Genomic DNA, 18,957 nt, shown 5'->3' on the forward strand with positions numbered 1-18,957 from the left:
GTCAACGGGTGAACACAATGACTGGGGCCAACGCTTATGCCAGGGTCAGCGTTGAGAGTGCCGTTCTCAGCGCCGGTCAGGCGCAACTGACCACCTTGTTGTTTGACGGTGCGCTGAGCGCCCTCGCTTGCGCGAAGCTGTGTATCGGGAATGGCGACATTGCAGCGCGCGGCCGCCACCTCTCAAAAGCCATGGATATCATCGACAATGGCCTGAAAAGGCCGTTACTGGACTGGCCTGAAGACCCGTTGGCACAGCAACTTACAGCACTTTATGACTACATAATTTTCCGATTGCTACAGGCTAACCTGCATCAGGATATTGCCGCTATCAGCGAGGCTGAAACTCTGCTGGGAGATATCGCCAGTGGCTGGAAAGACAGTCTGAGGATCGTCAGCGGAGGGAGTGAACCATGAACAGTTATTCGAACTGGCTGGCAGAACTGACCACATTTAACCAACAGCTACAAAGCCTGGCGCAGCAGGAAGAGTGGCAGCAACTGGAGGAAACGGTTACAGATTACCTGCATCTGGCTGCCACCCCGCCTGACTGCACAGCCGACGAACGGCAACAGTGTCAATCCGGATTCCAACGGCTACTGGACGCACACCAGTATCTGACCTTACAGATTCATCATGCTCTGCAACAGGCTGGCGAAAATCTTTCTCATGGCCGACAGCAGCAACAGCTGTTGCAGGCCTACTTTTCAGTCTGAAAACAGCCCCGGACGATTAGCCGGCCGGGGAAGTTTCGCCGCTGGCAAAGTGGTTGAGCAGTAATGTCGGCTGAATATCCTGGATAACCGGTTGTTCCGGGTGGCTTTCGGACTCTGCCAACGCTTTCTGGCATTCCACGGTAGGCTGGCTGACTTTTTTCAATGTCAGCCCGTCGTAATGCAGGGTATCACCCACCAGTTTCAGGTGCATTGCCCGTAACTGCCGGTTGATATTGACCACTTTGTCATCCACGCGGGCCAGTTTGCCTGGTTTAGCAATCACCCGTTGCCACTGACGACAATCCAGGGTATCTCCCTGCGGGGTAATTAATAATGAAGCCATCGCCTGCGGGCTGACCAACCCCTTCTGTGGGCCGTCGGTTTGCCAGACACCTGCGATTCCGGCAGGTGCGGGCAGCTTGACTGCCTGCTGATAATTGGTGATTTGCACACAACCGGCCAGGGCCAGCATAGGTAACAACATCCATTTTTTCATATATTTTCTCGACAAGCCCGGGACTGAATTCGGTAATTTTGCGGCATAGTATATCGTGTCCTGGAGCTATTGCAGCCCCCTTGTCGCTTCAAAGACGCGGTTTTTACCCGGGCACTACCATAATGACAGCCAACTCCTGACATCTGCCCGCAGAAAAGTTACAATCCAGCGATAATTTCACTGAACCCAGAAACATGATGAAAACTCCTGAACAGTATTATGCCATCGCCCGTGACATGTTTTTTTCTGCTCATCCCTCTTTTAGTACTGCACTGGACGAAATCAGTGAAACTGACGCTAAGCAGGCTGGGATGACATTGCAACAATGCAGAGAAATGCAGGCTGAACGGATCTATGCCGCATTTCTGCGACAGAAAAAACTGGATGGTGTGATTTTCTCTATTCAGTTGGCAGAACCCGATAAGCAGGTGGCCGCAGTCGCGATTGAAAATTACCTGAAATCCCATGCGGCCGCACTCGGTATGACATGGGAAGAGTTTTGCATTAAAAACGAACTCTGAACCAACAGCCTTCATTCCCCGTACGCCACACAGACCGCAACCGGCGGCAGATTGCCAGTTGTTAGCAGGTCTGATAATGTGGCTTTAGGCGGGGCATGACAATCCAGGAAAAGCTAAATGGCTAAGGTTATTGGTAAAAAATACGGAAAGATGATCCTTGTTTTGGTCCTTATCTGTCTGGGCCTGTTACTGCTGCGCTGGGCAGCAATGATCTGGGGTTAACCTGCAGCAGATTGATTACTGTGACCCCGGCAGACGGTTTTTGACTCTCCGGTAAAGCCCCGTCTGAAAGTTGCCGGTGGTATATGATATTTTCCTGTAAACGAACGCGTAAACGATTGTTGAGATTCAAAGCCATATCTCAGAGAAATTTCCATAACGCTTTCATTACTGTTTAGCAAATCATCGGCCGCCCTCATCAGTTTCTTTTCACGGATATATTTGCCCAGACTTTGTTTCATTACCTGATAAAACATGCGCTGAAGATGCCAGCGGGAATAGCCTGAACGCTCGGCGACGTGTTCGATTTTGAGTGGCAGATGGATGTTGTCATCGATCCAGTGAGTTAATGTCAGAATCAGTTGTTGTTTTCTGTCCATAGTTTCCTCATCAGCAGATGTGATTATTATGAAAAGATTGTCATGCCGAATTTTGTTCCGGGGGATTCTTCCTGACCGGGACATTATTCGACCTGAAATATCAGCGACAGGAAGAGATAATCATAATCTGAAACTGCAGCAAAAATAATGCACTAAAAAATCATTGGCGCTATGAATGGTATTCATAAACGAGGCTACCGGAGCGGTTATTTTATCCTTCGTGCGGTGTGTCGATAGTCACCTCCTGAGGGTGAGCAAAGAGGCCGGCCTGCACTGGGTTAGACAGAATTTCCGCTACAGGTTCATGACTGATTATCCGGCACTATAAATCAGACAAAACCGGTCTGTCATGTTAAATTAATTAAGATAATAACAGGAAAAAATATCCACTGAGTGATACAGGCTTTTTCTAAAAATATTACTCTGCTGGCAGCCTGCCATCACCTGAATATTTCAGATTCAACAAATCATGAAACCATGAGTGAATTCAGAACATTATTCTGCCCATCCGTCACCGGGAATTAAATTTGATTTCTGATCCAGCTGTTGTTAGTTTTAAAAATAACTGAACAACAGGAGCTACATGTGAATAAAAAAATAATTCTCCCTGCATTGCTATTTTCATTTTGCGGTAGTGTTGCTGCACAGGACCTGCCGGGCAAAGGAATTTCTGTTCAGGCAGTGAAAAGTCCGCTGGCTGAGGAATCTTTCCAGACCGAATTAGTGAACCGTGCACTGGAAAAACTGGGATATGATGTAAAACCCACTCAGGAGGTGGATTACAGTGTCGCCTACGCGTCGATCGCCAGGGGTGACGCGACCTTCTCGGCTGTAGACTGGGAACCGTTGCAATCCGCAATGTATCAGTCTGCGGGGGGGGACAAAAGTTTCTTCCGTGCAGGCCCCTATATTACCGGTGCTGCTCAGGGTTATTTAATCGATAAGAAAACGGCAGACAAATATCATATTACCGATATATCACAACTGAAAGATCCCAAAATCGCCAAACTGTTTGATAATACCGGAGATGGTAAGGCCGGACTCACTGGATGTGAACCTGGCTGGGCCTGCGGTAAAGTGATAGACGCCCAACTTAAAGCTTACGGTCTGACAAATACTGTCGAGCAAAACCAGGGAAGTTATTCAGCAATGATCGCGGATGTCATTTCACGATATAAAGCCGGCAAACCGGTATTGTATTATACCTGGACACCTTACTGGGTCAGTTTTGTATTAAAACCTGGCAAAGATGTCGTCTGGCTGACGGTTCCTTTTTCTGCCTCCCCCGCCGGTCAGCCTAAGGAAGATACCCGGTTACCTAATGGTAAAAATTATGGTTTCAGCGTAAATACCGAAAATATTATTGCTAACAAAGCCTGGGCAGAAAAAAATCCTGCGGCTCGTAAACTCTTTACACTGATGAAAATTCCGCTTCAGGATATCAGCCGTCAGAATCTGAGTATGCATAACGGCGAAAATACTGCTGCCGATGTCTCGGCACAGGTGGATGGCTGGATTAAAGCACATCAGGCAGAGTTTGATGGCTGGATCAATGCGGCTAAGCAGGCTGCTGCACACTAATTCGTTGCCTCGCCGGTCTCAGCTCTGCACCAGATTACCGCCCACGGGCGGTAATTTTTTAAACCAACCCCCCGTTTGTCACAGCCAGAATCCCTCTGTCGCCGTAAATGATATTCTGCTGGCTATCCCTGGTGCAAACCCGTCCAGGTGCAATGAGAAGTACAGCGACCGGCTAAATCAGGACGACAGGCAGTGATTGATCTGATCTGAAATCTGTGTGAAGGCCGCAACCGTTTGTTGAGGGTTTGAGCCGACCCATAAACTCGCCGGGCCTGTATTCGTTAACGTTCCATCATGGCTCTGAGCCTGACTTATATGGGTAAATACATAACGAATCCCGCTATTGTGGATACCCAGACTCAGAGTATAACCAACAACAAAGGTCACCGGACTGCCTAATGAGGTAATGCTGTACGAGGTCGTTCCACGGGTAGTGTACAGGCTTCCGGTCATTGTTCCGCTTGCTCTGGTCTCAGCGCCGGACACGGCCGTAACCGAACACCGTTGTACTTTTAACGCATCCGGTACCATTTGTCCTGAAGCCGGATAGTTTTTTACGTACTGGTAATGCCCGCTGTTATCCAGTTGTAATCCGTTAACCGCTGCTGTTGAGTTTTTGTTGTGGTCAATAGCGGAACATCCCGACAGAAACACCGCAGATATTCCGGTGCAGACAAGTAACTTTTTCATCTTTTTCTCCTCAGATAACCCTAAATCTATCCTGGAAGAAAATACGTGCCAATGGAACCCACAAACAGTGTCTAAACTGTGTATTCCTGTTACCCCGTTGTGCGGTTTCGTTGCCGGTATATGCATAGTCCAAACCGGTATAGCCGGTAGCAGGCGCGGTTTAATTGCCGCAATCAGCTCTGAGACAACGGACAAGTAACCAAAGCCACGTCATTCTATGAAACAGAAATCTTGATAAGGCGGGTTTACTCTGCCTCCGAATCAGATAATCCCCCCCTGCGATGACAGGGTAACTGATCGACCGGATAATTCGGGCCAATTAAATACGGTTCGCTAATAAAGCCGGTTTTCTGCCCGGGAAATGATAACCATCGCATTTATTCATCACGGGTTATCATTCCCTCACTGACAAAAGCATTCTCCCGTCATCATCTGAAGCTTTTACACTGACATATTCATAATGTCGGTATAAGCATTGACCAGTTTATTTCGAACCTGGGTCCCGAGTTGTAATGACAGGCTTGCCTTTTGCATATTCAGCATCACATCATTCAGTGAAATATCACTGTCTCCAGCCTCAAACTTTTCGTAAGTCACGACAGACTGTTGCACATGCTGGTTAAGCTGGTTGAGTGCCGAATGGAACACTCCCGAAAAGGCATCCGACTGACCGGACCGGACTTCGCGCCCCTCAGCCATACGGGCAACTGCCGTCATTTGTTCTGTAACCTGCGGAATTAATGAAAACATAGTAGTTTCTCTGTGACTGAAAGACATTAAATGAAATCTACCTCAGTCAGAAAATAATAAAGCGCAAATATAACCCTTAAAAAACCGGCTGTTTCTCCCATCATTCCCCGATGGCAGGTAAATAATGCTGTTTATTCTACCGCCACCTTACCCGTTATTCAGGAGAAGCATGTGTTGTTATTTACAATGAGTCCGCTCCGGACCACCAGGGTATCGCTATGACCGTTAGCCCTACCGATATTTCAGCCACGTTTTCCGGCAAAGCACAGCAGTTGCTCAACAGATTACGGACTTCCGCCGGAATTCCACTGATTTTTGCTGCCGCGGTATCGGCAGCCGTGATCGTTGGTCTGGTCCTGTGGGCCAGTACTCCGGACTATAGCGTCCTCTACAGCAATATCTCTGCACAGGATGGCGGCAGTATCATCAATCGCCTGAGTCAGATGAATATTCCCTACCGGCTGGAAGAAACTAGTGGAGATATTCTGGTCCCTGCCAGTCAGGCAGGAGAGCTTCGTCTGAAGCTGGCAGAACAGGGCCTGCCCAGAGGGGGTTCCACCGGATTCGAACTGCTGGACCGCGAAAAGTTTGGCATTAGCCAGTTCAGTGAACAAATTAACTACCAGCGGGCGCTGGAAGGCGAACTGTCCAGAACCATCGAAAGCCTTGGCGCCGTTAAAACGGCCCGGGTGCATCTGGCCATTCCTAAACCGTCGGTATTTATCCGCGATAATCAGCTACCCACCGCGTCCGTTACCTTAAAGCTACAGCCCGGACGTGCTTTGGATGATGGTCAGGTTAACGCCATCGTGCATGTGGTCTCCAGCAGTGTCAGCCGTCTGCCCCCGGGGAATGTGACCATAGTTGACCAGGACGGGTCGTTGCTGACCAGAACTTCCGCCGGTGTTCAGGGACTTGACGGCACACAGCTCAAATATACCTCGCAAATTGAACGTAATATGCGACAACGGATTGAAGATATCCTCGGCCCGGTGGTCGGACGCGGGAATGTGCGTGCTCAGGTCACGGCAGAAATTAATTTCGATAAGCAGGAGCAGACGGATGAACATTACACCCCGAACAATGATCCGGCCAGTAAAGCGATACGTTCACAACAATCAAGCGACAGTCGTCAGTATGGCGGGATATGGCCGGGAGGTGTGCCGGGCGCATTGAGTAATCAGCCGACGCCGGTGGCCACCGCGCCGGTTAATCCCCCGGCAACTCCGGCCACGACTGAGAGCACTCCCCCTGCCCGCACTGCCACTACGCCAGTGAAGTCAGGCGGCAACAGCCCTCAGCCACCTCAGAATCAACAGTTGCGTCAGGATTCCACGACTAACTATGAACTGGACCGGACTATCCGACGTACCCAGTTAAACAGCGGTGATATTAAACGACTGTCTGTCGCTGTGGTGGTGAACTATCGGAGCCGCGAGGACGGTAAACCTCAGGCACTGACTGAGCAACAAATGCAACAGATCACCGCGCTGACCAAAGAAGCGATGGGTTTTTCAGAAAAACGGGGGGATTCAGTCAATCTGGTCAATACCCCGTTCACTGCTGCCGATAATGATAACAGCCCGGTTTTCTGGAAAACGCCGCAATTCTTAGCGTTGCTGCTCTCCGCGGGCCGCTGGCTGGTCGTCCTCATCGTGGCCTTTATCCTCTACCGTAAAGCGATACGGCCCATGCTTGAACAGCGTAGGGTCAGGGCAGAACAGGCCAGAGAAGCGGCCGAATTACAACCGGTACCGCTACAAGTCGCGGAAGATACCCGCCACGACAGTGCATTACAGGAAACCGCCCGTAAGGCACAGCAACGAATAAATAGTGAAATTTTAAGCCAGCGTATCCGCGAAATGTCGGATAACGATCCGCAGGTAGTTGCGCTGGTAATCCGCGACTGGATGGGCAGTGAACTATGACTCTTAACGGAACAGACAAAAGCGCCATTCTGATGATGACGCTGGGAGAAGAACGAGCTGCTGAAGTTTTCCGGCATCTTAATCAACGGGAAGTACAGCATCTGAGTGCGGCCATGGCCACCATGAAACAGGTTTCCCATCAGCAACTCACCAGCGTATTGCAGCAATTCGAAAAAGACGCCGGTCAGTATTCTGCGCTGAGTATGAACAATAACGATTATCTGCGCAGTGTTCTGGTGAAAGCCCTGGGTGAAGAACGCGCCAGCAGCCTGCTGGAAGATATCCTTGATACGCGGGATACCACCTCTGGTATGGATGCCCTGAATCTGATGGACCCCCCTTCCGCTGCCGACCTAATCCGCGAGGAACATCCACAGATTATCGCGACCATTTTGGTTCACCTAAAACGGTCACAGGCCGCCGATATTCTGGCGCAGTTTGATGACCGGTTACGCCACGATGTGATGTTAAGGATCGCGACCTTTGGCGGTGTTCAGCCAGCGGCCCTTGCAGAGCTGACCGAAGTTCTGAATAACCTGCTTGATGGCCAGAATCTGAAACGGGCCAAAATGGGTGGGGTTCGCACCGCAGCCGAGATCCTTAACCTGATGAAATCACAACAGGAAGAATCGGTGATCGAAGCAGTGCGGGAATTCGATAATGAGCTGGCACAAAAAATCATTGATGAAATGTTCCTGTTCGAAAATCTGGTGGATGTGGATGACCGCAGTATCCAGCGCCTGTTGCAGGAAGTGGATTCCGAACAGTTACTGGTGGCTCTGAAAGGTGCCGGGCAGCCATTGCGCGATAAGTTCCTGAAAAACATGTCATCAAGGGCAGCGGATATTTTACGTGATGATTTAAGCAGCCGCGGGCCGGTACGTATGTCCGCCGTGGAAACAGAACAGAAAGCGATTCTGTTGATTGTCAGAAGGCTGGCCGAGGCAGGCGATATTGTAATAGGAGGAGCGGATGAAACCTACGTCTGAGTTACAGCAAACGGAACACTGGCAGAAATGGCAACCACAACAGTTCAGCCCGGCGTACAGCCAGCAGCCCGTTGAAATACTACCGACACCCCCGGAACCTTGCCCGCCTTCTGAAACCCGACCGGTGGCAGAACCGGAGCTATTGAGTCAGAACCTGCACAACGAAACCCTGCAACAACAGGAGCGCCAGCAATGCTGGCAGGAAGGCTACCAACAGGGGCTCAGTCAGGGCGAACAGCACGGACGGGCCGCCGGTTTTCAGGAAGGTCAGCAGGCGGCTGTTCATCAGTCAGCAGAACAACAACGAGCACAGCAGCAACTTGTCGGTCAGTTGGCGGAAAATTTCGACCGGTCATTGCAGATTCTCGATGGTGTAATCACCGGAAGAATTTTGCAGCTGGCCCTGCAGATAGCCCTGCAGCTTTGCGGAGAGGCGATCAAATGTGATAACCACCAGTTGGCCGAACAGATTCGTTGCCTGCTGGCGGACGACCCGTTATTTACCGGTAACCCACGGATACGGGTCCATCCTCAGGATCTGCCGCTGGCTGAACAGCTATTTGCCGCACAGGTCAACAACCAGGGCTGGAATGTCGAGGCCGATCCGCATCTGCATCCCGGCGACTGTTTGTTACAGGGAGAGGAAGGTGAACTGGATTGTGGCATGTCGGGGCGTTGGCTGGAGTTATGCCAGCGTGCGCAAACGGGAGTCTACTGATGGATATGCCGTTTAGTCGCTGGATGCAACAGCTTGACCGGTTCGAATCTTCGTTAGCATCTCTGCCAACTGTCCGCCGCTATGGTCGTCTGACCCGTGCCACGGGACTGGTACTGGAAGCCACCGGACTGGCGTTACCGCTGGGTGCCGTGTGTCTGGTTGAACGCCAGGGAGCATCCCCTGCCGAAACCGAGGTGGTAGGTTTCAGTGACAAGAAACTGTTCCTGATGCCGTTGGAGAATACCGACGGTTTGCTGCCCGGGGCCAGAGTGTTTACCACCGCGGCTGACCCGGTAACTCACGGCGGAAAACTGTTACCACTTGGACCGGCATTATTGGGACGAGTACTGGACAGTAGTGGCAGACCACTGGATAACCTGCCTGCGCCACGCGGCTGTGATTACGGTTCACTGACCAGCCGCCCGGTCAATCCATTGCAACGATCTCCGATAAAACAGGTTCTGGATACCGGGATCCGCGCCATTAATGGATTACTTACTGTCGGCCGTGGCCAGCGGATGGGACTATTTGCCGGTTCCGGCGTGGGTAAGAGTGTCCTGCTTGGCATGATGGCACGCTACACCCACGCAGATGTGATTGTGGTTGGACTGATTGGCGAACGAGGCCGCGAAGTGAAAGACTTTATCGAAAACATTCTGGGCAGCGAAGGACTGGCTCGTTCGGTGGTCATTGCTGCGCCGGCAGATCTTTCACCACTGTTGCGCCTGCAGGGCGCCGCCTACGCCACCCGGATTGCCGAGGATTTTCGTGACCGGGGGCAGCATGTATTGCTGATTATGGACTCCCTGACCCGCTATGCCATGGCTCAACGGGAAATTGCTCTGGCTATCGGTGAACCTCCCGCCACCCGTGGCTATCCCCCCTCAGTATTTGCCCGTCTGCCCGCACTGGTTGAACGGGCAGGAAACGGTGACAGTGGTGAAGGCTCTGTGACAGCTTTTTATACCGTGCTGGCGGAAGGTGATGACCAACAGGACCCGATTGCCGATGCGGCCCGGGCCATACTCGACGGGCACATTGTACTGTCCCGTCAGTTGGCAGAAGCCGGACATTATCCGGCCATTGATATCGAAGCTTCGATCAGCCGCGTAATGTTCGAGTTAGTCGGTGAATCACAACTTAAGCAGTCACGCTACTGTAAACAACTGCTTTCTGCCTGGCAGCGTAACCACGACCTGATCAGTGTCGGCGCTTATGTCTCAGGCAGTGATCCCCTGCTTGATCAGGCGATAACACTGTATCCGGCGATCACTGCCTATCTGCAACAAGGTATTCATCAGCGTTGCAACTACGAAACTGCCTGTGAGCAGTTACATCAATTGTTTAGTCATCCGGAGGAAGTGTCATGAACCAGCCATCTGTCCTTGCCACTCTGTGCGAACTTGCGCGCAATGAGACTGGCCGGGCAGCGAAACAACTCGGACAACTGCAGAGTGCAAGGCAGCAGGCCCTGCAACAGCAACAACTGCTGACCGGTTATCACCAGGATTATCAACACTTCCTGCAACAGAAAATAATGCCCGGGATGTCACTGAACCGCTGGGAAGACTTTCAACAATTTATTCCTGCACTGCAACGGGCGATACAACTGCAACAACAGGTCTTGCTGCAGGGTGAGCAGCAACTTTCACAGGCTCAACGACACTGGCAGCAGAAAAAGCAACGCCAGAATGCATTACAGACATTATTCGAACGCCAGCAACAGCGGCTCAGAGTGGAAGCGGCCCGGCGTGAGCAGAAGCAAACGGATGAATTTTCAGCCCGTCATTTCAGAGGGGACGTTTTATGTCAGGACTAATTCTGTTACCTGCGATACCGGGTCAAGGGAGCGGGCATCAGGTCGGGTTAAATTCCAGTAAGACCAGTGCACAGCAACTGTTTTCTGCGCTGTTTAACGGGCAGACCCGCCAGCAGGAAACTCTGTCTGGTCATAAGAATCAGCGTCTGCCAGCCACCAAACCTAAAGAGGGTGAACCGGATAAAAGTGACAACGTCACCCAACTGCTGGCGCTGTTTTCCCCGATACCTACAGTCAGGCCGCAACTCCCATCAGTTGACGGGGTGGCTGTCGCGGCTCAGGGTAGTCCGCTACTACGTACCTCCGTCAGCACCGGAGACATCACGGAATCGTTGTCGTTGAATAATCACCCGCACACGATCCGTGATTTAGTTTCGCAAAATACCGATCTCTTATCACAACATAAGGATGCCTGGTCGAACACTCCCCGGTCACAGCAGCAGCCAGCAAAGGCACCGTCTTCATATTCAGACCACTCTCCACGTAGCCCGTTGCCGGATACGGTTGACGGGCAACCCCGGAAGAATCCGTTTCCCCGGGCGGAAGAACGAACCCCGTTAGCCCAACAGCTCTCCGGGGTAGCGGCATCCTTAGCGGTACCGCACAGTCCTGTGCGTTCATCCACATCGGAATTCAAATCAGACTCTCCGCCAGCCCCACCGCTGCTGTCACCGGGTTCCGATACGTTACCACGTGATGCAATCAGACTGGTACCGGCCACGGGGATTGCGACTCCGGACAGTCCGCAGTGGCAACAGCAGCTCAGTCAGCAGGTGTTGATTATGCATCATAAGGGGATCCAGAGCGCTGAACTGCGTCTGCATCCTCAGGAACTCGGCAATCTCAAAATATCTCTGGTGATCAAAAGCGACCAGGCTGAGATAAGCCTTATTTCGGGCCATAGCCAGGTACGTACCGCTATTGAAGCAGCCCTGCCGCACCTGAGAACGGCGCTGGCAGAAAACGGCATCAGTCTCGGGGAAAGTCATGTCGGCAGTGATGATTCCTCTTTCGCTATGTTCAATCCCTCAGGGGGGTTTGGCGAACAATCGCAGGACACCCCAGGGTCCGGACAGAGTTTTAGCGGGCAAGCCCCGGACTCCCCGACGCGACTCTCCATAGAGCGCAGGCCTTCTGTGACATCGCAGACCGGTCGGGTGGATCTGTTTGTCTGACGCCTCTTCCCTGCGTAACTGCACAAGAGTGTACCGGGGCATGCTGACAATTTTAGCTACAGGCTATACCCCGTGCTTAACGGCGATGTCCCCCCGTAAATGCGCTCTTTTCCGACCATTGTTCAGTCATTTACACAGGATAATTTCAGGCAGCAGGAAATGCTGTTTTTATCACAGGAACTGATTTAGCCAATGACAACTCTGCCAAAAAAGAAAACAGGGAAAAAGCTGTTGCTTCCGGTCACTCTTTGTGTGATCACCCTGGCGGCCTGCGGCGCCGCTGCTTTCAGCTATCTTCAACTACAGCGGCTGGAAGATACTCCGGCTGCCGGAACAACAGCCCAGGCTGCAACCCCACCCGCCAGTCCGGTATTTATGCCACTGGAAGCATTTACCGTTAACCTTCCCGCTCGCAGTGATAATGATGATGAACGGGTACTTTATGCCGGCTTTACATTGCGTTTACCCGATGAAGCTACCCGTGAAAAATTAAACCAGTATTTACCGGAAGTACGTAGCCGTTTGATTTTATTGCTGACCAACCAGAATCAACGCCAACTGGAAACTGAACAAGGTAAACACCAGTTGGCAGACAGAATTAAGACTGCATTGACGCCGCCTTTCGTGATTAACCAGCCGCCTCAGCAGATTGACGATGTGTTGTTTACCTCCTTTATTCTGAGATAACCCCATGGCTGACAACATTCTTTCTCAGGCGGAGATCGACCAGTTATTGAATGGTGATAACGCCAGTAGTGATAATCCTGAACGGCCGTTAGCCGGTGAAGAGACTGTAAAAGCCTATGACCCGGCGACCCAGCGCCGCATTGTACGCGAACGTTTGCAGGCGCTGGAGATTATTAATGAGCGTTTCGCCAGACAGTTCCGAATGGGATTATTTAACCTGCTGCGCCGCAGCCCGGACATCAGTGCCGGGCAAATCAATATTCAGCCTTATCAGGAATTTGCACGGAATCTTCCGGTACCGACTAATCTGAACCTGATTCATCTTAAACCCCTGCGCGGGACGGCATTGTTGGTGTTTTCTCCCAGCCTCGTCTTTATTGCCGTGGATAACCTGTTTGGGGGCGATGGACGGTTTCCGACCAAAGTAGAAGGCCGCGAATTCACCTATACCGAACAACGGGTAATCCACCGGATGATGAAACTGGCGCTGGAGAGTTACCGGGAGGCCTGGCAAGCGATTTATCCGCTGTCTATCGAGTTTGTTCGTTCAGAGATGCAGGTGAAATTCACCAATATCACCACCTCCCCCAATGACATCGTGGTGAATACCGCCTTTCAGGTAGAAATTGGTAATCTGGTCGGTGAGTTCAGCATCTGTATTCCCTTTGCCATGATTGAGCCATTAAGGGAACTGTTGGTTAATCCCCCGCTGGAAAACTCTCAGCAGGAAGATAACCAGTGGCGTGAAACTTTGGTCAAAGAAGTACAGCTTTCCGCACTGGAACTTACCGCCCATTTTGCGGATATCCCGCTACCTCTGTCGCGCATTCTGGCGCTTAAAACCGGCGATATCCTGACTCTGGATAAACCCGAACTGGTCACGGTTCATGTGGATAACGTGCCGGTATTCACCGGCGAACACGGCATTTTAAATGATCAGTATGCATTACGCGTAACCAGCCTGATCAGTCCGATTTTACACTCTTTGCACGAGGAGCAGCCTGATGAGTGATATACAACAACCTGCAGAAAACAGTGGTTCAGATGATGTATGGGCGGATGCACTGGAACAGCAAGCCACCACGGTTTCACCTGACACGACGCTGAATTCTGAACTGTCGGACACTGTGCCGACGACAGATGAACAGGATGTCAGCCTGATCATGGATATTCCGGTACGGCTTACCGTCGAACTGGGCCGTACCAGAATGACTATCAAGGAACTGTTGCGTCTGACCCGCGGTTCGATTGTCCCGCTGGAGGGGCTGGCTGGTGAACCTCTGGATATCCTGATCAATAACTATCTGATTGCGCAAGGTGAGGTCGTGGTGGTCAATGATAAATACGGTGTCAGGATCACCGATATCATCACCCCATCAGAACGTATGCGCCGTCTGAGCCGCTAGCCATGTCAATATTACTCTCTGACGCGCTGCCAGCCCCTGACAGCAATCTGCCTTTCAGCGGTTTGTGGCAGGCGGCCATCGCTGTGCTGCTGGTCGCGGTACTACTGATAGTTCTGCGCTGGCTGAGCAATCGAGTCAGTCTGCCCCGCCACCCTGGATCTCCACGCATGCAGGTGATTGCCAGTCTGGCGGTCGGACAGAATCAGCGGATTGTCATCCTGGATCTTCCGGACTGTCGACTGGTGGTAGGTGTGACTACTCAGCACATTAACCACCTCTACACCCTTCCCGCGGGCGAACCGGCTGATACTTCGCTCTCCCGGCCACCGGTCAGTCAGGCATTTCTCAGTCAGTGGCGATCGCTGCTGGCCGGGAGAGGAAAATAATCATGAAATTATCGATGCGGTGCCTGTTACTGATATGTTTACTCACTTCGGCGGGGAATGCGGCGGCTGTCCCCTTACAGTCGCTGACGGCCAACAGCCCGGACTGGCCTCTACCGGTTCAGACACTTATCTTTATCGGTGCTCTGACACTGCTTCCGGCAGCGTTGCTGATGATGACAAGCTTCACCCGTATCATCATTGTTTTCGGTCTGCTTCGCAGCGCGTTAGGAACGCCTTCCGCACCACCGAATCAGGTTATGCTCGGGCTGGCATTGTTTCTGACACTGTTTGTGATGTCTCCGACACTCGACCAGGTGTATCAGCAGGCGTGGCTGCCATTTAGCGAAAACCAGATGCCGGCAGGAGAAGCCCTGGCGGCCGGCAGTCGCCCACTGGCAAAATTTATGCTAAAGCAAACCCGACAGTCAGACCTTGCGCTGTTTGTCAGGCTGGCCAATCATCCGGCTCTGCAAAGCCCTGAAGATGTCCCGATGCGAATCCTGATCCCTGCTTATATCACCAGTGAACTGAAAACGGCGTTCCGCATTGGATTTACGATATTTATTCCTTTCATGATTGTGGATTTAGTGGTTGCCAGCGTACTGATGGCTCTCGGGATGATGATGGTTCCCCCCGCCACCATTTCGTTGCCATTTAAGCTGATGCTGTTTGTGCTGGCTAACGGTTGGCAGGTGCTGATCGGTTCACTGGCACAGAGTTTTGTCCGGTAACTTTTCTCTGACGCTCAATATTGTGAGGAATTCACCATGTCTCCCGAATCTGTAATGACACTGGGTCAGGGTGCTATGAAAATTGCACTGTCTCTGGCTTCGCCTCCATTACTGGCCGCACTGATCAGCGGACTGCTGATCAGTCTGCTACAGGCTGCCACCCAGATAAACGAACAGACCCTGTCGTTCATTCCTAAAATTCTGGCGGTGATTACGGCACTGATGATTGCCGGACCCTGGATGCTAAACAGCCTGCTGGAATATATGCGTACTCTGTTTACCTCTGTCGCCTTTGCCGCAGGCTGACTGGCCATGCTCCCTGGCAGCCTGAATCAGTTATCCTCAGTGTTCAGTGATTATTTCTGGCCCTTTTGCCGTATCCTGGCGCTTATCAGTACCGCACCATTACTTGGGGACAAGCAGGTCAACAGCCGGGTGAAAATCGGGCTGGCGCTGGCACTGTCAGCACTGCTCGCCCCGTTGCTTCCCACCAGCGGTATTCCACTGTTCAGCCCGCAAGGTTTACTGACTCTGTGCAGACAACTACTCATCGGTATCAGTCTTGGTTGGGGTATGTCGCTGGCATTTGCCGCTGTGCGCCTGGCAGGGGAAGTCGCCGGGATGCAAATGGGATTATCATTCGCCTCATTTTATGACCCGTCATCGCACAGTTCACTGTCAATACTGGCACGAATCTTTTATACCCTGGCGTTATTGCTTTTTTTGAGTGCCGACGGACATCTCTGGCTACTCAGTATTCTGGCTGACACGTTCACTGCACTGCCGGTCAGTCATGGTGGATGGCAGCCGGACTTCTTTAGTGGTGTGTGCAACCTTGCTGCAATGATCTTTAGTAGTGCATTACGACTGGCTCTGCCGCTGATTATGCTGTTGCTGGCGCTGAATATGACTCTTGGGATACTTAACCGCATGTCACCCCAGCTTTCGGTTTTTGTTGTCGGTTTCCCGCTAACCCTGTCTGTAGGTATACTCAGTTGCCGTTTACTGCTCCCCTGGTTTGTTCCCTATAGCAGCCAGCTATTTAACGGCCTGTTGGAACAGCTGGCTACTCTGTTGCTCCGCTGACTTCTGTTATTTCCCCGTGTCGCCGGATAATCCTTTCACAGGCGGAATAATGAGAATTTTCTCATGATACCGGTTCCTTTGAGCGGATATATTAAATATACTTATACATAATTTATTAATAATTTTCGTTTTCAGGCAAAATATTAATCATTACATTGCCATACTTTTGCAAACACTGGATGCTATTTGTTCAATTTTGTAGCGTTACCCCTGTTTTTATAAAGCTGATGGGTATTTCTGCAATTTTGTAAGGTTTTAATTTGGTCAGGAACAGCCAGCATGACAAGCGTTATTATGGATCCATGTGTTTATACCCAAACCGCTCTGAATGATTATCTGGGGTCGAAAGGTATCACCTGCTATAATTTCGACCAACCGGTCGCTCCCGGGCAACTCGACGAACTATTAGCGCGCGTGAGCCCTGCGCTGGTGTTTATCTCGGAACACTGCCTCAGCAACAACCGCGCTGAGGATGTGGTATTAAAAAAAATCATCTCCCGCTATCCGGACAGTACCTTTATTATATTTATGGCATTGTCTAACGGACATTTCAGTGAGTATCTCTGTCTGCGGGACAATATTATTGTCACTACCAAACAGCTGGACAGGACCACTCTGGAAGAGCTGATCAACGGCTATCTGATAAAAAAAGGCAAGATCAAGTGCCGACGCAATGCCACATCACTGGCAGGTCCGGTAGCACTCAGCCGGACCGAACATGAAATGCTGAGAATGTGGATGTCCGGGTATGATACCGTGAGAATTGCGGGGATGATGCAGATAAAAACCAAAACCATCTCGGCACACAAAGGGAATATAAAGAAAAAAATCAAGACTCAGAACAAACAGGTTATCCATCATCTGCTCAGGCTGACCCACACCCTGACCAGCGGGCTCAATTGCAGCCAGTGATCGCAATGCGTAACTGCCATCGCTTAGTCGGGCCGTGACGCTTCCGGTGGGGTGACCGGTTCCACAAAGATTCCCTCCGGGGAGTTATCTTCGTTAAAGAACCAGATGCCACGCGGATAATCCTCCAGAGCCACCAGAAACATGACGCCTTCACTGAATGATTCCACCGCCAGGACCAGACCGGTTCTGCGGGGTCCGCCGTCGGTTTTGACACTGACCCATTCATTTACCTGCATCTTCTGCTCCTGTTGTTTTTCAGCATGCCATTAAAGTAAAACAGGACAACCTTTTGGTTGTCCTGCTCAGATTATACGCCACAGACATCGACTACAAATCAGATTTTACAGCCTTCACAATCGGCTTCATCATTAAGATCAGTCGGGATTTCATTCGCCTTTTCCTGTGCTTTGGCTTCTGCATCTGCCAACTGGGCATCAATATCAAATTCGAAAATATCGTCGCTCATCATCTACTCCGCTACTTTATACCTGCTGGCAGTTATACCTTTTTACCGGATAATTTTCCAAACAGTTTTACCAGGCACAGCACAATCGACCCAATCACCGCACCAATGACCAGAGGTGCTGCAATACTGCCGATCAGTGATGCGAAAAGGTCACTGCTCTGTTCACTGAGTTGTTCCACCTTGTGATGTAACCAGGGGACTCCGTGGATAACAATCCCGCCGCCAACTAAAAACATCGCCAGTGTCCCGACGACTGACAATACTTTCATCAGTAACGGCGCCAGGACCAATAAACCGTCACCGGTTTTACGGGCCAGAAATAACTGTTTCTTTTGCAGCCAGAATCCCAGGTCATCAATTTTAACGATCAGTGCAACAATGCCATATACCCCCACAGTCACCAACACAGCAATTCCCGCAAGGATCAGGATTTGATTCAGCAACGGTGCCGACGAGACAATCCCCAGGGTCAGGGCCACGATCTCCGCCGACAAAATGAAATCGGTGCGAACCGCACCTTTGATTTTATCTTTTTCATAGCGGGCAGCTTCCTGCTCACTGAGCTTCTGCAACCGCTGTTGCCGGGCCTCAGGAGATTTACGCTGTTTATCGGCCGTCAGCCAGTGGACGATTTTCTCCACTCCCTCATAACTCAGATAAGCGCCACCCAGCATCAGTAGCGGAGTAATCAGCCAGGGGGCAAATGCCGATATCAGTAAGGCCAGCGGAACAAGAATAACTTTATTGAGCAACGACCCCTTAGCTACGCCCCATACCACAGGCAACTCACGGTTGGCTTTTACACCCGTCACCTGTTGCGCATTGAGTGATAAATCATCGCCTAATACTCCGGCGGTTTTCTTAGCGGCGACTTTCCCCATGACTGAAATATCATCCAGCAGGGTAGCAATATCGTCGAGTAGTGTGAGTAAACTGGTTCCTGCCAAAGAAATTTCCCTTCCTGTTGAATAAAAAAACTACTCATCATGACGATGAGCACGGCGACTCAGTCCTCCGGCTCACTGTGCCGGCAACACGGACAAACGTCCATTTCACTTACGGTCATATCGGCAATACCCGCAGTTTGCCATTCCACCCGCACCGGCAGGCCGGCGGGCAGATCATGATGAATATACTTGCTCACCGGCGTTTCGGTCAGGCCACTGATCTCTTCTGTGGCGATCAACTGTTCTCCGACGAAAATAGTCGCGGTAGCGCGGGTATTCACCATCCGCTCATTCTGCAGGGCATACAGCCGTTTTACCGTCAGTTTGATACTGGCCATGGTTTTGTTCCGGATGA

Annotated in this window: 27 protein-coding genes; 19 read left to right on the forward strand and 8 right to left on the reverse strand. The window is 51.2% G+C overall.

The features are described 5' to 3' along the window. Positions 1-17 precede the first annotated feature (17 nt). Both fliS and fliT read left to right on the forward strand, forming a co-directional pair. Positions 18-416, forward strand: coding sequence for a flagellar export chaperone FliS (gene fliS, locus HA49_RS05450; protein ID WP_156994602.1), 399 nt, complete (start codon positions 18-20; stop codon positions 414-416). Continuing rightward, positions 413-715 (forward strand): flagellar protein FliT, encoded by a 303-nt coding sequence (fliT, locus tag HA49_RS05455; RefSeq protein ID WP_038021027.1) that lies wholly within the window; start codon positions 413-415, stop codon positions 713-715. The genes fliS and fliT overlap by 4 nt, the downstream gene beginning before the upstream one ends. Positions 716-731: 16 nt before the next feature. Here fliT and yedD read toward each other — a convergent pair whose 3' ends face one another. Next, positions 732-1,211: a lipoprotein YedD gene (gene yedD / locus HA49_RS05460; RefSeq protein WP_038021028.1), complete on the reverse strand. Its 480-nt coding sequence runs from the start codon at positions 1,209-1,211 to the stop codon at positions 732-734. 197 nt (positions 1,212-1,408) lie between these two features. Here yedD and HA49_RS05465 point away from each other — a divergent pair, with 197 nt between their 5' ends. After that, positions 1,409-1,732: a DUF6388 family protein gene (locus tag HA49_RS05465; protein WP_038021029.1), complete on the forward strand. Its 324-nt coding sequence runs from the start codon at positions 1,409-1,411 to the stop codon at positions 1,730-1,732. 117 nt (positions 1,733-1,849) lie between these two features. Continuing rightward, the gene (gene yniD, locus HA49_RS21750) at positions 1,850-1,954 is read left to right on the forward strand and encodes a small membrane protein YniD (protein WP_232461527.1); all 105 of its coding nucleotides are present in this window, start codon (positions 1,850-1,852) and stop codon (positions 1,952-1,954) included. Here the strand turns inward: yniD and HA49_RS05470 are convergent. After that, a complete protein-coding gene (locus tag HA49_RS05470) occupies positions 1,951-2,331 on the reverse strand; it encodes a helix-turn-helix domain-containing protein (protein WP_046791680.1) in 381 nt (126 codons plus the stop codon). The two genes, yniD and HA49_RS05470, sit on opposite strands and share 4 nt — an antisense overlap. 585 nt (positions 2,332-2,916) lie before the next feature. On the opposite strand from HA49_RS05470, the gene proX reads away from it, so the two are divergent. After that, complete coding sequence (gene proX, locus HA49_RS05475) at positions 2,917-3,912, forward strand: glycine betaine/L-proline ABC transporter substrate-binding protein ProX (protein ID WP_038021031.1); 996 nt, start codon at positions 2,917-2,919, stop codon at positions 3,910-3,912. A 177-nt stretch (positions 3,913-4,089) separates the two neighbouring features. Here proX and HA49_RS05480 read toward each other — a convergent pair whose 3' ends face one another. Both HA49_RS05480 and fliE read right to left on the reverse strand, forming a co-directional pair. Then, complete coding sequence (locus HA49_RS05480) at positions 4,090-4,602, reverse strand: hypothetical protein (protein ID WP_038021032.1); 513 nt, start codon at positions 4,600-4,602, stop codon at positions 4,090-4,092. Between the two features lie 441 nt (positions 4,603-5,043). After that, a complete protein-coding gene (gene fliE / locus HA49_RS05485; protein ID WP_038021034.1) occupies positions 5,044-5,352 on the reverse strand; it encodes a flagellar hook-basal body complex protein FliE in 309 nt (102 codons plus the stop codon). A 218-nt stretch (positions 5,353-5,570) separates the two neighbouring features. Here fliE and fliF point away from each other — a divergent pair, with 218 nt between their 5' ends. The 14 genes from fliF to rcsA all read left to right on the forward strand — a co-directional run bounded on the left by fliF (position 5,571) and on the right by rcsA (position 17,189). Beyond that, the gene (gene fliF, locus HA49_RS05490) at positions 5,571-7,280 is read left to right on the forward strand and encodes a flagellar basal-body MS-ring/collar protein FliF (RefSeq protein WP_072055914.1); all 1,710 of its coding nucleotides are present in this window, start codon (positions 5,571-5,573) and stop codon (positions 7,278-7,280) included. Further along, entirely contained in the window at positions 7,277-8,269 is a 993-nt protein-coding gene (gene fliG, locus HA49_RS05495) for a flagellar motor switch protein FliG (protein ID WP_038021035.1), read from the forward strand. The genes fliF and fliG overlap by 4 nt, the downstream gene beginning before the upstream one ends. Next, positions 8,253-8,987, forward strand: coding sequence for a flagellar assembly protein FliH (locus HA49_RS05500; RefSeq protein ID WP_046791681.1), 735 nt, complete (start codon positions 8,253-8,255; stop codon positions 8,985-8,987). The genes fliG and HA49_RS05500 overlap by 17 nt, the downstream gene beginning before the upstream one ends. Beyond that, positions 8,987-10,357 (forward strand): flagellar protein export ATPase FliI, encoded by a 1,371-nt coding sequence (gene fliI, locus HA49_RS05505; RefSeq protein ID WP_038021036.1) that lies wholly within the window; start codon positions 8,987-8,989, stop codon positions 10,355-10,357. The genes HA49_RS05500 and fliI overlap by 1 nt, the downstream gene beginning before the upstream one ends. Continuing rightward, on the forward strand, positions 10,354-10,806 hold the full coding sequence (gene fliJ, locus HA49_RS05510) for a flagellar export protein FliJ (RefSeq protein WP_038021037.1): 453 nt from the start codon (positions 10,354-10,356) through the stop codon (positions 10,804-10,806). The genes fliI and fliJ overlap by 4 nt, the downstream gene beginning before the upstream one ends. Further along, on the forward strand, positions 10,794-11,981 hold the full coding sequence (locus HA49_RS20565; protein WP_052752439.1) for a flagellar hook-length control protein FliK: 1,188 nt from the start codon (positions 10,794-10,796) through the stop codon (positions 11,979-11,981). The genes fliJ and HA49_RS20565 overlap by 13 nt, the downstream gene beginning before the upstream one ends. 192 nt (positions 11,982-12,173) lie before the next feature. Then, positions 12,174-12,668 carry a flagellar basal body-associated protein FliL gene (gene fliL / locus HA49_RS05520; protein ID WP_038021038.1) on the forward strand — a complete coding sequence of 165 codons (495 nt, stop codon included), beginning with the start codon at positions 12,174-12,176 and terminating at the stop codon, positions 12,666-12,668. A gap of 4 nt (positions 12,669-12,672) precedes the next feature. Further along, positions 12,673-13,680: a flagellar motor switch protein FliM gene (fliM, locus tag HA49_RS05525; RefSeq protein ID WP_038021039.1), complete on the forward strand. Its 1,008-nt coding sequence runs from the start codon at positions 12,673-12,675 to the stop codon at positions 13,678-13,680. Next, entirely contained in the window at positions 13,673-14,074 is a 402-nt protein-coding gene (gene fliN, locus HA49_RS05530; protein ID WP_038021041.1) for a flagellar motor switch protein FliN, read from the forward strand. The genes fliM and fliN overlap by 8 nt, the downstream gene beginning before the upstream one ends. A 2-nt stretch (positions 14,075-14,076) precedes the next feature. Next, positions 14,077-14,460: a flagellar biosynthetic protein FliO gene (gene fliO / locus HA49_RS05535; RefSeq protein WP_052752440.1), complete on the forward strand. Its 384-nt coding sequence runs from the start codon at positions 14,077-14,079 to the stop codon at positions 14,458-14,460. 2 nt (positions 14,461-14,462) lie between these two features. Further along, on the forward strand, positions 14,463-15,191 hold the full coding sequence (gene fliP / locus HA49_RS05540; RefSeq protein WP_038021042.1) for a flagellar type III secretion system pore protein FliP: 729 nt from the start codon (positions 14,463-14,465) through the stop codon (positions 15,189-15,191). A 36-nt stretch (positions 15,192-15,227) separates the two neighbouring features. Continuing rightward, complete coding sequence (fliQ, locus tag HA49_RS05545; RefSeq protein ID WP_038021043.1) at positions 15,228-15,497, forward strand: flagellar biosynthesis protein FliQ; 270 nt, start codon at positions 15,228-15,230, stop codon at positions 15,495-15,497. 6 nt (positions 15,498-15,503) lie between these two features. Then, positions 15,504-16,277 (forward strand): flagellar biosynthetic protein FliR, encoded by a 774-nt coding sequence (gene fliR / locus HA49_RS05550; protein WP_038021045.1) that lies wholly within the window; start codon positions 15,504-15,506, stop codon positions 16,275-16,277. Between the two features lie 279 nt (positions 16,278-16,556). After that, complete coding sequence (gene rcsA / locus HA49_RS05555; RefSeq protein ID WP_038021046.1) at positions 16,557-17,189, forward strand: transcriptional regulator RcsA; 633 nt, start codon at positions 16,557-16,559, stop codon at positions 17,187-17,189. 23 nt (positions 17,190-17,212) lie between these two features. On the opposite strand, the gene dsrB is transcribed toward rcsA, so the two are convergent. The 4 genes from dsrB to HA49_RS05570 all read right to left on the reverse strand — a co-directional run bounded on the left by dsrB (position 17,213) and on the right by HA49_RS05570 (position 18,940). After that, complete coding sequence (gene dsrB, locus HA49_RS05560; protein WP_038021047.1) at positions 17,213-17,425, reverse strand: protein DsrB; 213 nt, start codon at positions 17,423-17,425, stop codon at positions 17,213-17,215. A 98-nt stretch (positions 17,426-17,523) separates the two neighbouring features. Then, complete coding sequence (locus HA49_RS21930) at positions 17,524-17,655, reverse strand: hypothetical protein (protein WP_281177686.1); 132 nt, start codon at positions 17,653-17,655, stop codon at positions 17,524-17,526. A 32-nt stretch (positions 17,656-17,687) separates the two neighbouring features. Next, complete coding sequence (locus HA49_RS05565; protein WP_038021048.1) at positions 17,688-18,602, reverse strand: DUF808 family protein; 915 nt, start codon at positions 18,600-18,602, stop codon at positions 17,688-17,690. A 59-nt stretch (positions 18,603-18,661) separates the two neighbouring features. Continuing rightward, on the reverse strand, positions 18,662-18,940 hold the full coding sequence (locus HA49_RS05570; protein ID WP_038021050.1) for a hypothetical protein: 279 nt from the start codon (positions 18,938-18,940) through the stop codon (positions 18,662-18,664). Between the last annotated feature and the right edge of the window lie 17 nt (positions 18,941-18,957).

This window comes from Tatumella morbirosei, assembly GCF_000757425.2.
Lineage (GTDB): Bacteria > Pseudomonadota > Gammaproteobacteria > Enterobacterales > Enterobacteriaceae > Tatumella > Tatumella morbirosei.

Coding starts and splice junctions, on each gene's coding strand:
- fliS (WP_156994602.1), top strand. CDS start 18: ATGACTGGGGCCAACGCTTATGCCAGGGTCAGCGTTGAGAGTGCCGTT.
- fliT (WP_038021027.1), top strand. CDS start 413: ATGAACAGTTATTCGAACTGGCTGGCAGAACTGACCACATTTAACCAA.
- yedD (WP_038021028.1), bottom strand. CDS start 1,211: ATGAAAAAATGGATGTTGTTACCTATGCTGGCCCTGGCCGGTTGTGTG.
- HA49_RS05465 (WP_038021029.1), top strand. CDS start 1,409: ATGAAAACTCCTGAACAGTATTATGCCATCGCCCGTGACATGTTTTTT.
- yniD (WP_232461527.1), top strand. CDS start 1,850: ATGGCTAAGGTTATTGGTAAAAAATACGGAAAGATGATCCTTGTTTTG.
- HA49_RS05470 (WP_046791680.1), bottom strand. CDS start 2,331: ATGGACAGAAAACAACAACTGATTCTGACATTAACTCACTGGATCGAT.
- HA49_RS05480 (WP_038021032.1), bottom strand. CDS start 4,602: ATGAAAAAGTTACTTGTCTGCACCGGAATATCTGCGGTGTTTCTGTCG.
- fliE (WP_038021034.1), bottom strand. CDS start 5,352: ATGTTTTCATTAATTCCGCAGGTTACAGAACAAATGACGGCAGTTGCC.
- fliF (WP_072055914.1), top strand. CDS start 5,571: ATGACCGTTAGCCCTACCGATATTTCAGCCACGTTTTCCGGCAAAGCA.
- fliG (WP_038021035.1), top strand. CDS start 7,277: ATGACTCTTAACGGAACAGACAAAAGCGCCATTCTGATGATGACGCTG.
- HA49_RS05500 (WP_046791681.1), top strand. CDS start 8,253: ATGAAACCTACGTCTGAGTTACAGCAAACGGAACACTGGCAGAAATGG.
- fliI (WP_038021036.1), top strand. CDS start 8,987: ATGGATATGCCGTTTAGTCGCTGGATGCAACAGCTTGACCGGTTCGAA.
- fliJ (WP_038021037.1), top strand. CDS start 10,354: ATGAACCAGCCATCTGTCCTTGCCACTCTGTGCGAACTTGCGCGCAAT.
- HA49_RS20565 (WP_052752439.1), top strand. CDS start 10,794: ATGTCAGGACTAATTCTGTTACCTGCGATACCGGGTCAAGGGAGCGGG.
- fliL (WP_038021038.1), top strand. CDS start 12,174: ATGACAACTCTGCCAAAAAAGAAAACAGGGAAAAAGCTGTTGCTTCCG.
- fliM (WP_038021039.1), top strand. CDS start 12,673: ATGGCTGACAACATTCTTTCTCAGGCGGAGATCGACCAGTTATTGAAT.
- fliN (WP_038021041.1), top strand. CDS start 13,673: ATGAGTGATATACAACAACCTGCAGAAAACAGTGGTTCAGATGATGTA.
- fliO (WP_052752440.1), top strand. CDS start 14,077: ATGTCAATATTACTCTCTGACGCGCTGCCAGCCCCTGACAGCAATCTG.
- fliP (WP_038021042.1), top strand. CDS start 14,463: ATGAAATTATCGATGCGGTGCCTGTTACTGATATGTTTACTCACTTCG.
- fliQ (WP_038021043.1), top strand. CDS start 15,228: ATGTCTCCCGAATCTGTAATGACACTGGGTCAGGGTGCTATGAAAATT.
- fliR (WP_038021045.1), top strand. CDS start 15,504: ATGCTCCCTGGCAGCCTGAATCAGTTATCCTCAGTGTTCAGTGATTAT.
- rcsA (WP_038021046.1), top strand. CDS start 16,557: ATGACAAGCGTTATTATGGATCCATGTGTTTATACCCAAACCGCTCTG.
- dsrB (WP_038021047.1), bottom strand. CDS start 17,425: ATGCAGGTAAATGAATGGGTCAGTGTCAAAACCGACGGCGGACCCCGC.
- HA49_RS21930 (WP_281177686.1), bottom strand. CDS start 17,655: ATGAGCGACGATATTTTCGAATTTGATATTGATGCCCAGTTGGCAGAT.
- HA49_RS05570 (WP_038021050.1), bottom strand. CDS start 18,940: ATGGCCAGTATCAAACTGACGGTAAAACGGCTGTATGCCCTGCAGAAT.